This is a genomic window from Clostridium sp. (assembly GCF_050717515.1).
In the GTDB taxonomy this organism is placed as follows: Bacteria; Bacillota; Clostridia; order Clostridiales; family Clostridiaceae; genus Clostridium_AD.
Map to the genome: position 1 here is coordinate 167,678 of NZ_JBOITL010000036.1, position 13,435 is coordinate 181,112.

The 13,435-nt window shown below is 30.2% G+C and carries 24 protein-coding genes and 2 pseudogenes; 1 reads left to right on the forward strand and 25 read right to left on the reverse strand.

Features of this window, described 5'->3' with window-relative positions:
• Nucleotides 1-303: 303 nt before the first annotated feature.
• The 23 genes and pseudogenes from ACREV6_RS20315 to ACREV6_RS20425 form a co-directional block, all read right to left on the reverse strand.
• The gene (locus tag ACREV6_RS20315) at nt 304-1,170 is read right to left on the reverse strand and encodes a helix-turn-helix domain-containing protein (RefSeq protein WP_431579866.1); all 867 of its coding nucleotides are present in this window, start codon (nt 1,168-1,170) and stop codon (nt 304-306) included.
• A gap of 233 nt (nt 1,171-1,403) precedes the next feature.
• Entirely contained in the window at nt 1,404-2,216 is an 813-nt protein-coding gene (locus tag ACREV6_RS20320; RefSeq protein ID WP_431579867.1) for an aminoglycoside adenylyltransferase domain-containing protein, read from the reverse strand.
• Nucleotides 2,217-2,245: 29 nt separating this feature from the next.
• The gene (locus tag ACREV6_RS20325; RefSeq protein WP_431579868.1) at nt 2,246-2,632 is read right to left on the reverse strand and encodes a hypothetical protein; all 387 of its coding nucleotides are present in this window, start codon (nt 2,630-2,632) and stop codon (nt 2,246-2,248) included.
• A 233-nt stretch (nt 2,633-2,865) separates the two neighbouring features.
• Nucleotides 2,866-3,333 (reverse strand): hypothetical protein, encoded by a 468-nt coding sequence (locus ACREV6_RS20330; protein WP_431579869.1) that lies wholly within the window; start codon nt 3,331-3,333, stop codon nt 2,866-2,868.
• A 78-nt stretch (nt 3,334-3,411) separates the two neighbouring features.
• Nucleotides 3,412-3,747, reverse strand: a complete 336-nt coding sequence (locus ACREV6_RS20335; protein WP_431579870.1) for a hypothetical protein — start codon at nt 3,745-3,747, stop codon at nt 3,412-3,414.
• A gap of 59 nt (nt 3,748-3,806) precedes the next feature.
• Nucleotides 3,807-3,980, reverse strand: a complete 174-nt coding sequence (locus ACREV6_RS20340; RefSeq protein ID WP_431579871.1) for a hypothetical protein — start codon at nt 3,978-3,980, stop codon at nt 3,807-3,809.
• Nucleotides 3,981-4,204: 224 nt separating this feature from the next.
• Entirely contained in the window at nt 4,205-4,456 is a 252-nt protein-coding gene (locus ACREV6_RS20345) for a hemolysin XhlA family protein (RefSeq protein ID WP_431579872.1), read from the reverse strand.
• 76 nt (nt 4,457-4,532) lie between these two features.
• Complete coding sequence (locus ACREV6_RS20350; RefSeq protein WP_431579873.1) at nt 4,533-4,697, reverse strand: aspartyl-phosphate phosphatase Spo0E family protein; 165 nt, start codon at nt 4,695-4,697, stop codon at nt 4,533-4,535.
• Between the two features lie 279 nt (nt 4,698-4,976).
• The gene (locus tag ACREV6_RS20355; RefSeq protein ID WP_431579874.1) at nt 4,977-5,492 is read right to left on the reverse strand and encodes a GNAT family N-acetyltransferase; all 516 of its coding nucleotides are present in this window, start codon (nt 5,490-5,492) and stop codon (nt 4,977-4,979) included.
• 338 nt (nt 5,493-5,830) lie between these two features.
• Nucleotides 5,831-6,097, reverse strand: a complete 267-nt coding sequence (locus ACREV6_RS20360; protein WP_431579875.1) for a YnaG family membrane protein — start codon at nt 6,095-6,097, stop codon at nt 5,831-5,833.
• A 39-nt stretch (nt 6,098-6,136) separates the two neighbouring features.
• Nucleotides 6,137-6,328: a hypothetical protein gene (locus tag ACREV6_RS20365; protein ID WP_431579876.1), complete on the reverse strand. Its 192-nt coding sequence runs from the start codon at nt 6,326-6,328 to the stop codon at nt 6,137-6,139.
• Between the two features lie 83 nt (nt 6,329-6,411).
• Nucleotides 6,412-6,888 (reverse strand): DUF3888 domain-containing protein, encoded by a 477-nt coding sequence (locus tag ACREV6_RS20370; protein WP_431579877.1) that lies wholly within the window; start codon nt 6,886-6,888, stop codon nt 6,412-6,414.
• 273 nt (nt 6,889-7,161) lie between these two features.
• The gene (locus tag ACREV6_RS20375; protein WP_431579878.1) at nt 7,162-7,686 is read right to left on the reverse strand and encodes a 50S ribosomal protein L7ae; all 525 of its coding nucleotides are present in this window, start codon (nt 7,684-7,686) and stop codon (nt 7,162-7,164) included.
• A 124-nt stretch (nt 7,687-7,810) separates the two neighbouring features.
• Nucleotides 7,811-7,966 carry a CD1375 family protein gene (locus ACREV6_RS20380; RefSeq protein WP_431579879.1) on the reverse strand — a complete coding sequence of 52 codons (156 nt, stop codon included), beginning with the start codon at nt 7,964-7,966 and terminating at the stop codon, nt 7,811-7,813.
• A gap of 1 nt (nt 7,967) precedes the next feature.
• Nucleotides 7,968-8,234: a hypothetical protein gene (locus ACREV6_RS20385; RefSeq protein WP_431579880.1), complete on the reverse strand. Its 267-nt coding sequence runs from the start codon at nt 8,232-8,234 to the stop codon at nt 7,968-7,970.
• 17 nt (nt 8,235-8,251) lie between these two features.
• A complete protein-coding gene (locus ACREV6_RS20390; RefSeq protein ID WP_431579881.1) occupies nt 8,252-9,061 on the reverse strand; it encodes a hypothetical protein in 810 nt (269 codons plus the stop codon).
• Nucleotides 9,062-9,439, reverse strand: a complete 378-nt coding sequence (locus ACREV6_RS20395) for a hypothetical protein (RefSeq protein ID WP_431579882.1) — start codon at nt 9,437-9,439, stop codon at nt 9,062-9,064.
• Nucleotides 9,440-9,532: 93 nt separating this feature from the next.
• The gene (locus ACREV6_RS20400; protein WP_431579883.1) at nt 9,533-9,742 is read right to left on the reverse strand and encodes a hypothetical protein; all 210 of its coding nucleotides are present in this window, start codon (nt 9,740-9,742) and stop codon (nt 9,533-9,535) included.
• Nucleotides 9,743-9,760: 18 nt separating this feature from the next.
• Nucleotides 9,761-9,886 (reverse strand): hypothetical protein, encoded by a 126-nt coding sequence (locus ACREV6_RS20405; protein WP_431579884.1) that lies wholly within the window; start codon nt 9,884-9,886, stop codon nt 9,761-9,763.
• An 89-nt stretch (nt 9,887-9,975) separates the two neighbouring features.
• Nucleotides 9,976-10,104 (reverse strand): annotated as a pseudogene (locus ACREV6_RS20410) (Gp37-like protein); the annotation flags it as partial.
• Between the two features lie 145 nt (nt 10,105-10,249).
• Nucleotides 10,250-10,696, reverse strand: a complete 447-nt coding sequence (locus ACREV6_RS20415) for an HNH endonuclease (RefSeq protein ID WP_431579885.1) — start codon at nt 10,694-10,696, stop codon at nt 10,250-10,252.
• 55 nt (nt 10,697-10,751) lie between these two features.
• Complete coding sequence (locus ACREV6_RS20420; protein ID WP_431579886.1) at nt 10,752-10,994, reverse strand: hypothetical protein; 243 nt, start codon at nt 10,992-10,994, stop codon at nt 10,752-10,754.
• 134 nt (nt 10,995-11,128) lie between these two features.
• Complete coding sequence (locus tag ACREV6_RS20425) at nt 11,129-11,266, reverse strand: hypothetical protein (protein ID WP_216298391.1); 138 nt, start codon at nt 11,264-11,266, stop codon at nt 11,129-11,131.
• A gap of 639 nt (nt 11,267-11,905) precedes the next feature.
• On the opposite strand from ACREV6_RS20425, the pseudogene ACREV6_RS20430 reads away from it, so the two are divergent.
• Nucleotides 11,906-12,765 (forward strand): annotated as a pseudogene (locus tag ACREV6_RS20430) (IS3 family transposase).
• Here ACREV6_RS20430 and ACREV6_RS20435 read toward each other — a convergent pair.
• Together ACREV6_RS20435 and ACREV6_RS20440 are read right to left on the reverse strand one after the other, a co-directional pair.
• Entirely contained in the window at nt 12,762-13,067 is a 306-nt protein-coding gene (locus tag ACREV6_RS20435; protein WP_431579887.1) for a tyrosine-type recombinase/integrase, read from the reverse strand. The pseudogene ACREV6_RS20430 and the gene ACREV6_RS20435 sit on opposite strands and share 4 nt — an antisense overlap.
• Nucleotides 13,064-13,339, reverse strand: a complete 276-nt coding sequence (locus ACREV6_RS20440) for a site-specific integrase (protein ID WP_431579888.1) — start codon at nt 13,337-13,339, stop codon at nt 13,064-13,066. The genes ACREV6_RS20435 and ACREV6_RS20440 overlap by 4 nt, the downstream gene beginning before the upstream one ends.
• Nucleotides 13,340-13,435: the final 96 nt, after the last annotated feature.

A 13,435-nucleotide genomic window follows, 5' to 3' on the forward strand; every position in this document is an offset into this window, starting at 1 on the left:
GAGTAATTGCTTTTAAATTATGTCCTTATGATTTATTTTTTATACTACAGACAACCCTAAAATATTTTCGTATAATCTTTGCATTTAACATTTATTAGCTTTTAGCCATCATAACCCATTGAGAACGCTTACCATTATTCCTCAAATTCTTAGTTAACAGATTCTTATAAATAAAACAAAAAATCACTATTATTAACAATTCAGCTTACAAATTAAGTAAGCTGAACATATGTATACAAAAATACAGACTTGCATTCTATGCAGTCTGTATTTTTTCTATTATTACATTTATTCTAACCATAATCATTTTTTACTGATTGCATCAAGAGTCAATTCATTTATAACATTATCATCTATAAAAGGACACATTGCTGTTAATGAATTAATACCAGTTGCTTCATAACTTTTTCTGGCACAAGTCGTTATTATGTTATCACTAATAAAAGGTGCTATCGGAACAAGAGCATTAATACCGTTTAAATCAAAGGCTTTTATAGCCAATTCATCGATAACATTATCATCTATAAAAGGACACATCGCTGTTAATGAATTAATACCAGTTGCTTCATAACTTTTTTTCGCACAATTAGTTATTATGTTATCACTTATAAAAGGTGCCATGGACACAAGAGTATTAAGGCCATTTAAATCAAAGGCTTTTATAGCCAATTCATCTATCATTTCTGAACTAATAAAAGGAGCAATGGACGTCAAAGCGTCCATCCCCTCAATTTCGAATGCTTTTTTTGCACATTTATCTATAATCTCATTACTAATGTACGGAACAATAGAATAAATATCCTTAGTAGATAGTTTGTCATTGATATTTTCAAATACTTCATCAGACTGCTCAGTCTTAAGTAACGGCGCGACATTTGAAAATTCTTCAAAGGATACCTCATTTTGTTTCAAGTATTCTTTTGTTTTTCCCTCCGTTATGATTTTAACAATGTGGGTACCTTTCTCATTTTCAAGTATCTCGTCAATACTCACACCAAATATCTCAGCAATTTCAGGCAGTTTTGATATATCTGGCATAGTTTGCCCTCGTTCCCAATTACTTATTGCTTGAAAGCTTATACCAAGTATATCGGCCATCTCCATTTGAGTTAGATTTTTTATTTTTCTTAACTGTGCGATTTTCCTACCAATGTTTACCATGTTAAACATATAAATCACTCCTTATAACTTTGATGTTACCATTATATCAATCAAATAGATTACCCGTACAACAAGCAGTAATTGAAAAATCAGCATTTCTTTCAAGTACTAATTGAATTTGTTTTTCGAAACACAATTGTTAGTACTTTTGAGATAAATTAATCATTATGAAATAAATCTTTATCAGTAACTGAACTAAATTATATAGAACAAAGCATTTCCACTAAAGTAAATATTATTGCTCAATCTTTATCACTTATGCCTATTTCACTAATAATAAAATCCTTTAGTAATTCTAAATCAGCTATAGTATATTTTTTCTGTTTTTCATCAAAATAGCGTGAAGCCGTTGCATTTACAACAATATATCTTACTTGATGTGGAAGCCGACTTTCTGCCCATAAACCTGCTTCGTATTTTGAAAGTATTTTTTTTTCAACTTTATATGACCATATGCGACACAATGTTAAAATGTTACTGATAAAATAACTGCTACCATAATCACGAAAATCAAAGTCTTCTATATCCCTTGAAATTGAATTCCAAAAATCATATTCTGGAACATCAGGAAAAACTTTATCAATAGGTCTTCCTAAGAGAGCAATACCACTTTGTTTTATTAGCTTAATGTGACAAGCAATATCTTCGTCCTCAAAATCTTTATTTAAAATCCAATGGGTTAAATCCGCATCTTCAATCATTCTTCTATATTCATTTTCCCAATAATCACTAAAATGGAATTGACAAGGAGTTGGATGTTTCCAAGGCTTTAAATGTTCTGTAAATATTACAGATAGTTCAATAGGAGACGGTTGCTTATGTACTTCCATCATTTCCCTCGCTAATTCTAAGCGTTCAATAGATGTAAGTTTTTTATCTGAGACTATTAAAATGTCAATATCACTTTTATCCTTAATAAAACAATTTAATACAACTGAGCCATGAAGGTAAATCCCAACAAGACTATCATTTAATCGCTCAGAATATATTGATACCACACGTTCAATTTGCTTTTTTACATCTCTTGGTATTGTATAATAGTTATAAAAGCTCATATTGTTTATTATACCTCCATTCGCATGAACTATTTTTCACTTTTGATATACTCTTCTATCATTTTTATATCTTGTATATCCTTTACTCTTCCTAACTCTGATTTTTGCTTTTTAATACTTTCTAAAGTACCTACAGGTAATTCATCAATGAATTCTATTTCATCAACAAACCAATTTTCTAGTATTTCTATTGTATCATTTATCTCCATAATTCTTGAATTATCTTCCGCTACTCTGTACTTACAACCCTTTTTTAGAAAGTGTTCAATTAAATTAGTACTGCACCCTAGATCAATGTCATTTGTTCTTTCTTTAACTCCATGAAGTACTAATCCTGCACCAGAGGTTATCCAATATTCGCTTAAAGGCAAGTCCATATATTTAAGTATTTTAATTATATCCTCTTTATATAACATTTTACTATCCTCCAAATATATTTGTATATTAATCAATTCACCATATATACTTCAGGAGATACAGTTCTCCCTGTGCCCTATATAGTTGTCTGTGTACACTTCATCTTGCTGTCACGCTTCAATGAAACACTCGATATGAGTGATTCGTTAGACCTTTCTCAACAAGGTCTTTCACCTCGTAAGTAGATGCCACTCTTTGCTTCGCGCATTAACGTTCCTTGTTGCCGATGTTCCTAAACCTTATCTACATTATCAATATATTTAGATAACCAAGACGATTCAACTGATAATCCCCACCAATTAATAAGACCACCTTGTTTGTTTTTTATCTTAATAATAGCAAATACTGAATTATCATTTTTAGGCATAATGTTTATCTCTCGGGTTATTCCGTTAATATCGCTTTTGAAAAAAATAGTAACCGTAAAACCCTGTGAATAATTATTAGGGAATGATTTTTTCATATCTATTTTAGTGCTTTGAATAAGTTGGTCACTAATTTGTTTAGAGTCATTATACCCAATTTTATAGTCATAGGATAATCCCTTATTTCCTTCAAATACCCAAATTTTGTTCAAATCTATATCACTAAAGGTTAGTGCATTAATTAGTTTATGATTTTTACTTGATTTTCCTACAGCAATGAAACTCCCCCCAATTATTATAAAAATTATTGTTAGAAGTATAATTATTTTTTTCAATGGCAGCCCCCCTACTTTTATTGTTTGTGACGTCTAAGTAGAATATTGTTTATTAACTCTGATTAACTAAGCATTTTATTAGTACTGAAATTTTCTTTCTGATACAATAACAATCCACTTTGACAAAGCAGTTTTACTAAACAGAACATTATTGTCAATGTTGTAATATGGTATTCCTATCTCATCCATTGATTTAGAATTACCTACTAATGATTTTAGTTTTGTTTCTGAAATTTTCAAGAAAACTGTAGCCTCTGAAAAGGATAGTATGTCCTCACTGCTTTTTTGTTCTGTAGAAATTTGCTTGTTTGATTTTTCTAATGCCAATATAGATTTACCTACAAAGACGCCACTAAAAGTAATTGATATACTTAATAGTATGACTGATAAAAACAACCACTTTTCTGATTTCATTTCTAATTATCCCCCTTCTCGTATAATAAAATATAGATATGCAAAAATCAATTTAACTATTACGTCACAGTATAGGATTTCGATTTAATATTACCATAATTTAGTATAAATATAAAGATTTTATATTTCTTAGTATTCACGCCAGCATATATAGCCTTGAATTGTCCTTTTGAAAAGGTTTTAACCTCACAATCGAATAAGAATTCTCTTAAAACATCGTTTAATTCCAACAAAAAAAACACCTCCAGATATATATAGCTTTATACATACATCTAAAAGTGTTATTTGCCATCATGAATCAATGAAACCACGTATGCCATCATCGTGATAAACGTTTACCACAACGCATGCGTTGGTATGCCTGTTGATGCGGTACATTGTCCATTTATTAATATTGTATGTCCGAATCTTACTGCTATTTTCTTAAATTTAATCATAATTATCATCCTTTCCTATTTTAAAATAATCCACTTTGAATTGCATAAAAAAAGAACCCAAGTAAACTTGTTACCCAAATTTCCATAAACCATTTCATTGTGCTTGTTAGATTCTTTATGTTTTCACATAAATTTTTAATTTCTACTTTAAACTCACTTTGAGCTTGCTCTAATTTATCAATCCTCTCTGAGTGATTATTTATCCTAGTGTCATGTGTTATTAATCTTTCATCTATCCTCTTATGTTTTTCTACACATACGTCATCATTCATGATGCACCTCCAATATTTTTTTAAATTAAAAAGAGGACTATAAAAGTCCTCTTAGTTGATTTGATACGATAAATTATTAACTTCTGTTTATTAATCTATCATATTCGTTTAGTAGATCATCTAGCTTTTGGCTAAGCACTACTAATTCTGGGTCAGTTAACTTTTCTTTTTCATTCATTAACTGATGCATTAAAGCTCTGAGTTCTTCATTTTTTTGTGTTATTTCTTTCAATTGTGCCATAATATCCCCCCTTCCACTAACAATTGTAGCGAAAGCAGGAATATGATTGTATATAATTGTAAATACCTTGATTTCTATAAAAATAAGCAAAATAAAAAGACTATTTAAAGTCCACTATTTTGCTTTTTAAAATTGTTGAGTTGTGTCGCGATAGTTTCCTAAGTCGTCACAAGTAAAAACGCCACAAACTTTTATCGTTTGTGACGTCTAAACAGAAAAATGCGAAACAACTGAGTCTAAAATTATGTTAATTCAAATCTACAAATTGGAATTTAACGCTTATAAGGTTTTCCAATATCTCCTTGTTATTATTTTCTGTCCATCTATAAGGTTCTCTACTTTATCTTGGAGTACCATATCATTCTTTTCCATTATTTTAGCAGAAGCAATGTTATCATCATCACAAGTGATTAGAACTTTTGAAATATCCATCTTCTTTGCTTTTTCTAACGCCAGTTTAAGCATAAAAGTTCCATAGCTTTTATTCCATTCAGAATAGCGAATACCATACCCTATATGACCACCATCTCGTAGTAGTGAATCCGTGAGATAATGTCTAATGCTGATTTCGCCTATAAAGAAGTCTTTTTCATCATCAACCAACCAAAAATAATTCGACCCAACCCTATTTGGTTGCAGATTACGCGAATTTTTGTAATTATCGTATTTTATAAATATATCATAGGACCTTGTATCATCAAATGCATATGTTGTGACGTGGTTATCCTCATATTCGTCATATGCTTCAATATATGATTTCAAGTATTTTTCATTCGGTTCTGTAAGTCTAATCATAACTATCCCCCTCGATAAAATACTATTTGTCTGCATATTTTGTAAATAATCTTTACTTCGTCTTTGAATACGATTCCGAATCTTTATTACCATTATATAACATAACAGTAAGAATTGGAATAGTCCAAACTTTACTGCACCATAGTTTCCTAAGTCGTCATAAGTAAAAACGCCACAAACTTTTATTTTTTGTGACGGCTAATAAGAATATTGCTCATCAACAAAAGTAGATACTTTTATTTTATTTTTTGTGAAAAAATCATAAACGACCGTTTTTGATACAGTAATTTTTTAATATATTACATTTGTGAATTTCTATTCTCTCCAAATTAAAGCTCCTACATCCAAAGAATTATTGGCCAAAATAATAATATAAAATTAATTGCTATTAACAGTAACCCTAATTTTGTTTTGTGTTTAATTAATCCAACTATTGAAAGTATTCCACCAATAATTGCAAATATAAATGGTCCATAATATAATAAAAAGCCTTCTAAATGTGTAGAATGAGTCGGTATTAGTTGAATAAACTCATTTACTAATACCAAAAGGGATACTATTAAAATACCTAATGAACATTTTGTAAATATGTTTTCTTTTTTCATAGGATACCTCCTTAAACTATAAATAATTTTCACTTTACTTTACTGTGACGTATTATATTTATTTTTACAAAAATACTTTATTGCCGAACCAATTAGTACATCCAAATATAAAATCATACTTGTTACTAATAAATTTTTTCTATGATTTGACCAATAACTTAGAACCACTATAAAGGGTATACATGAAACTATAGCCAGAGGTTTCAACATATAATTTAAAAATTTCTTCATAAGTTCACCTCATTTTAATTGATGTACAATATTTTACCAGTGTGACAGACTTTAAGAACATTCCGAACATATTAACATTTATATTAAGGCAATTTTTTCTTTATAATATCTTGATAATACGGTGGTAACTCAGAACTATTGATATGTTCGAATTTCTCTACTTTTACATTATCAACTGGATTTACTCTTAAAGTAATATAATCAGTTCCAACATCAAGGTGTGGACCTACATATGGATGGATCTTTATTTTTAATCGAAAATCAAATCCTCTATAACCATTAACTCGATCAACCTTTAATATGTAAACACCATATGGCGCTACGCCAGGTAAAGTAGTTAAATATTCTTTGTAGTATTTGTCTACTTCATCTTGGATATAGGGTAAAAGTAAAGTCATAAAAATGTCTTGATACAATTCTTCTCGTGATTTCTCTGGTGGAATGTATGGGCTGCTGACTAAAGGCTTTATTCTATCTACGCCTACATAAGCATAGCAGTTAGATGCTGGACTGAAAACAAACACTAGTGTCATAAATGCTATTATTGCTTTTTTCTTCATTGATAACACCCTCCTCAGTAACTTTTATAATAGTATTTCCTATTTATAAAAATTACTGATTGGCAATTGTTTCATAAATATTTGTACCTGTTATTAATTCGCTGTTTTCTACGATTCCGAATCATTATTACCATTATATAACATAACAGTAAGGATTGGAATAGTCCAAACTTTACTGCACCATATTTTCCTAAGTCGTCACAAGTAAAAACGCCACAAACTTTTATTGTTTGTGACGTCTAATTAGAAACATCCGAATTAACAAATTCTAAATTAGTACTGTATTTTTTTTAATGTACCTTTCTCTATATGCAATTCAAGATTAATATCTGCTTCATTGTAGCCTACTACTTTTATACGGTTATTACCTTTCTTAATGGGTACAGTTATTGATGCTGGTCCCTTTATAGTAGCTTTCGCTGTATTTTCTACAAGATCAACAACTGTATTGTCAGGTAATATTAAAACAATTTTTGCCTTTTCGCTTTTTACTGATAAGCTATATGGAACTTTCAAATCAAAATCTGTACTACTTTCGTATGTCCAAATAGTTCCACTTCCACTTAATTTCAATTTCCCCTTATATGTTCCTGATTCTATTGTTTCATTAGTTCCATCTAATATAGTATGACCCTTATCTATGGAATAAAAATCAGATTCATCTGCTATTTCACTATTGTCATTATAGATTTTATTAAATTTATCCATATTAATATCATTATTGCTACCACATCCAATTAATAGGATGAGAGTCATAATTACCATAGCGATTAATACTGTTCTTTTTTTAGTAATCATTTTTATTCTCCTTTCTATAAAATAAATAATCTTCATCATTTTCAACGATTCCGAATCATTGTTACCATTATATAACATAACAGTAAAAATTGGAATAGTCCAAACTTTACTGTACCATATATTCCTAAATCGCAACAATTTCTCCTGTAGCCAAATACATAGCAACACTGCCTCTATAATTCTCAGGTACTACTTTCTTTGTGCTACCTTCCACTGGTTCCAAATCCCACACATTTACCTTAACCAAATAACCATAAGCCTTTATTAAATAATCTTTCATATTATTTTGCCTCCAATTCATTTATTTTTTGTGATAATTCTATTATAAGTTCAGCCATCTCAACTTTGGCTAAGTCAACTGGTTGGAATATTATTGGTTCTAGATGTTCGCTAAATGTCTTAGTTTTCTCGTCATAATCCCAACCACCTTCAATACCCTCATTACCAGTTATTTCTACCAAAACAATGTTTGATGCAAAATCGGGCTTTTCTTCTGCTTCAAAAATCCAATGTGCTCTGTTGCCTACTATTTGTGCGAATTTTTTCATAATTTATTTCCCCCTTATTAACTCCAAATTATAGTCAAGGCACCATTTTTGCCAGCTGAACCCCCTTGCCCACCTGTGCCTCCTTGCCCACCTTGACTATATAGGCTCGACATACCAAGAGTGCCCGCATTTCCATAAGCGCCTGCCACACCATAAACACTACCGCCTTGACCCCCTTGCCCACCATTACCGCCTTTGTCTGTGCCATTCCAACTATTACCACCTGCACCTCCTTGACCTCCTTGACCTCCTTGACCTCCTTGACCTCCTTGACCGCCTGCTCCAACAGTTATTAGCATAACTTCTCCTGGAGTAACCATTACAGGAGAATTAAATATCGTACCACCACAATATCCATAATCTCCACTTGCTCCATCTGGGCCTTTGAGACTGTAAGTGCCAGGCGATGAACCACCTGAACCACCTAAACCACCACTTCCACCATTACTGCCGCCAAGGCCATATCTACTCCAACCACTGGTATCCTTCAGATTATTACTATAAATTGATAACAATGACCCAAAACTTGTTACGCCACCATTATTTTGGCTTCCTGGGTAACCCATAGAACCATCGGCACCTCGACTTCCAGAATAGGAAGTTCCTGAACCACCTGTACCTCCTTGGCCGCCGGTGCTTCCATTTCCACCTGAAATTGCGGATATATGGACAACAAAAACTCCTTCTGGAACTTTCCACTGATATGTTCCAGGGGATATAAACGAGGCGCTCTTAACGTTACTCTTAACAGCGGCCAATATATTGTCAGCTGTAGTTTTAACTAAATCCAATGTTACCTTATCTGCAATAAAAATTTCTCCTACCAATTATAAAACCTCCTTATAATATAATAATCCATTTAAAATACCTAGTTGATAATGTTTTGAAGTTCCAACATCCAACATTCTGTTAACATGCTTCGAGTTATCAGTCGAGTGCGACGCTAGACTTTCACCTAAACTTGCTATATTTTTAGTATTTTTATTAATTAAATTAGTTAAATTACCAGCTATATCTCCATTTAATTGTCCTTGAATTGTTGCAAACCGTGTTTTAAAATTGCTTTGAAATGTTGCTTGATTTGCTATCATTTCAATATTATAATTATTTGATTGAGCAGTAAACCATGCTTGATATTGATTAAAAATTGCTGTGGTATCTGCTTGAATAAGCGAGTTTACCCAACCACAATAAGTGGTATTCATTCTTAAATCTGTTATATTAGCCTGACTTATACTCGCTACACCATTACTAATTAATATATCTGCTATTCCTAATTCAAAAGCATCAGCATCCCTTTACAAAACTGTAGCTATCGGAGAACTTGCAAATATACCTTTCTTGACTTTAGCAGTAATATTTCTATCTATTGTATTGAATTGTATTACAAGCCTATCTATCCTTTTTAATACACCGTCAGCCACTGATATAGGTAATATTAAATCGCTATCATTAATGTAGCAATAACCATTAATCCAAGCCTTACCTGCTTTAACTGTTAAGGTCATGTTATTATTACTTATGACTTATAAATTAGTGCTTGGGTTAGGAAATACACCATTAGTAAGTAGCGAATTAAAATAACTTGCGAAATCACTAGCTTTATATTTTCTGTCTCCTTCTACACTATTAAAAAAACTACTTTTCTCCATTACTATCTCACTTCCTTTTTGTTATTTTTTTTAATATCTGTTATGAAGTTAGGGACACTCGTTCCAAATATTACATTTAAACTAAAACCTCAAACTTCTTTTATTTCTATTATTCTACTGTGCATTATTAACCTCCAATTTTTATCTATTATAGTTACTATATCTCCCAAATTCCAATCTTTACGATAGACAAAAGAATTTGAATTTGAAGTAACATCACACTCAAAAGACTCCTAAACCTTAAATTCTTCAATACTTAGAAAAAGGGGTAAAACTTTATATATACCCCTCCCCTTGCTTTTCAACAATTAATAGACAAATAAAAAAGACATTAAATGAATAATATCCATTAGTTTCCATATATTAGCAATAATCTTCTTCCCATCTCTTAATCAATTCAAACAACATATCTTTCATATCCTTCTTATCCTTATCACTTCTATTGTAGGCACTATGTATCATTGAGTGTGTATTAGTATCAACATATAATAGATTACTTATGTCATACGCTCTACCTATATTATCCTCTACTAGTTCCACGTAATGGGAAATTATTTCATATACGATAGCACCTAAAACATAGTAACTATAAATATCTAATCCATTAAACTTATTCTTACATAGTTCTCTTAGTTGATGCCATATCTTATTAGCATACACATTAGCATGTTGCCTTATGTTCTTATCATAATACCTATTTCTATCAGCCTTATCCTTCTTAACCTTTGGTTCACATTCGCTGCAATACTTATGTGTGTAGTCTATAACCTTTCCACATCTACATAACTTCTTTAGTGTGATACTATTCACCTCCAAACAAATAAGGCAACTACATTACATAGTTACCTTACTTTTATTAATAATTTCATATTTTATTAAGCCTTTCTTTTGCAAGTTCCTTTTGTGTTTTTAAAAATTCCTCATATTTTCTTTTATCCTCTTCGGAATCTTGATATCCAATTAAGTTATACAAACTTCCACTCACATTAATTTCATCATTCTTTAAATCAAATATAATTTTTGACACTTCCGCATTCATATAATAAGTTAGTTCAACTATTTGATTTTCTTTATCTAATTTTGTATATTCAGATTTTATATCTGTCATTGTTTCATCTCCATTCATTATATTTTTATTATTCTTATAATCTTTTATTCTATACCTTTTCTTTAGATAAAATAAAAAAGCACCCAAATTAATGGATACTCTCTAAAAATTACTAGCATAATACTATTACCATCTTATTTGTTACATTCATTCCTAAGCGTGTTTATAAACTTAGCTATTTCTATTGCCATTTCTTCACTATTTGCTTTATTTTTAATCAATCCATTTTCTATTGCTGCTATTGTAATTTCTTTCAAATATTCTTCATCCATATTTTCACCTCCCCTCTATAAAACTGTATATACACTACATAATTCTATATAAGGAAGTGTTATCCTTTGTAAATCGATTCCAAAAACAAAATAAAAGCACCTGAATTAATAAGTACTTTATTTAATGATTTTATTATGTCTATATTTTCTAAGTTTTACTTTTACATTTCTGTTTAGTAACTGCTACTTTTTGTTGAGCCTTTCTAAGTTCTTCATCTCTTGTATTTCCCATTTTAATATTATTAGTGTATAGTGTATATACATATTGCTAATTTCAATTTCTCTATAATTCATTAATTCATTAATTCATTAATTCATTAATTCATTATTATCACATCTCAAAAAGTTTTTTAAATTTTAACTAAATATTTTTTTACTGGTGATAAATCTTTATAATGAAAATATAAAAAAGGTAACAGAATTTCTCTGTCGCCCTTTAGTGAATAATCTGCTTTTATAGATATGTAAACTCCTAAATTGTTCTTACAAAATCTATGTAATTCAAATCTTTATCTACTATAATATAAGCCCGACCCCAACATCCGCCATGTTCTTCATTGTGATGGACACTTAGAAAAAAAGTGTTTGGACTATAGGTACTTTTTCTGTATAATTTATATAAGGATAGGATGGTGTCAAATGAGTAAGATTTTATTTACCAAAGAAAATATTACAAAACTTAAAAACAATAAAAATGTTTTAAAAGTTAGTGAATGTGCAATCACATATGAGTATGAATTTAAAATATTATTTATAGATGAATATATGGCTGGAAAACTACCAAGACAGATTTTTGCCGAAAATGGATTTGATATAAATGTAATAGGATTAAACAGAATCGAGCAATCAGCGTATAGGTGGAAGGTAGCATACAAAAGGGATGGAATAATAGGGCTAGAAGATACTAGGAAAACGGCAAGTGGTAGGCCACGCTCTACCGAGCTTTCTAAGGAAGAAATAATAGAAAGGTAAAAAATATTTTAAATCGTGAATTTAAGCAGGCTACGCCAGGAAAGGTCCTTCTTACTGATATAACATATTTGCCCTATAGTAATGGTAAAATGGCATATTTATCAACAATTAAGGATTCTTCAACAAATGAGATATTATCCTATAAAGTTTCAGATAGAATAACACTTGATATAGCATTAGATACAATAGAAAAACTAGTTAAGACTAAACGTGTAACGTTAACAGAAGATGCATTTATTCATTCAGATCAAGGTAGTCATTATACAAGTCCTATATTTCAAAAATTGCTAAACAAGCACGGATTAGGACAGTCAATGTCACGTAGAGCTAACTGTTGGGATAATGCTCCTCAGGAATCATTTTTTGGTCATATGAAAGATGAGATAAATCTAAAATCCTGTACTACATTTGAATCCATTAAGAAAATGATAAATAAATATATCATATATTATAATAATTATAGATACCAATGGAACTTAAAAAAGATGACTCCCGTACAATACAGAAATCATCTTTTAGCTTCTTAACACTCTTTTTTATATTGTCCTTGACAAGGGTACCATATTAATCCGACTTGCCTTTCTTTATTACCTTTGCCTTGAATTAAAACATAATTGTCTTTTATGTTATTACTTAATATGCTACAGGTTTCAGCATTTCTTGCTCCTGTATCTACAAGAAAGGCTATAATAGTTTTGTTTCTTGCATTTAAATAATTTAAATAGTTAAAAGCATTTACCATATTTATTACTTCCAAATCAGTAAATGTATTTATTAAAGTTTTAGATTGCCTTTGCCATGACACTTTCAAATATGGATTTTTAATCACATACTCCTCATTAATACAATATACAAAAATGCCCTCATACACTTCAAAATTCCATTTGCATAAGTTTCTGCAAGCCCCTTATCTATTAAAAATCGAAAATATTGTTTAATATGCAAATGAGAAAATTCTTCTAGTTCAGTAATATTAAATTCCTTTTCAACATAGTTAAAAAACCTCAGATTATTGTTTCTATAATTTTTTAAAGTCCTCGGATTAATTTTTCTTATCTCACAATCAAATATAAATTCTTTTAAAGCATCATTTATTAACATAAAAAAACACCCTCTCATATTGATTAATTATCAATATAATAAGGTGTTCAAATAGTACATCCATAACTGAACTACATTAACCTACTCGTATACCAT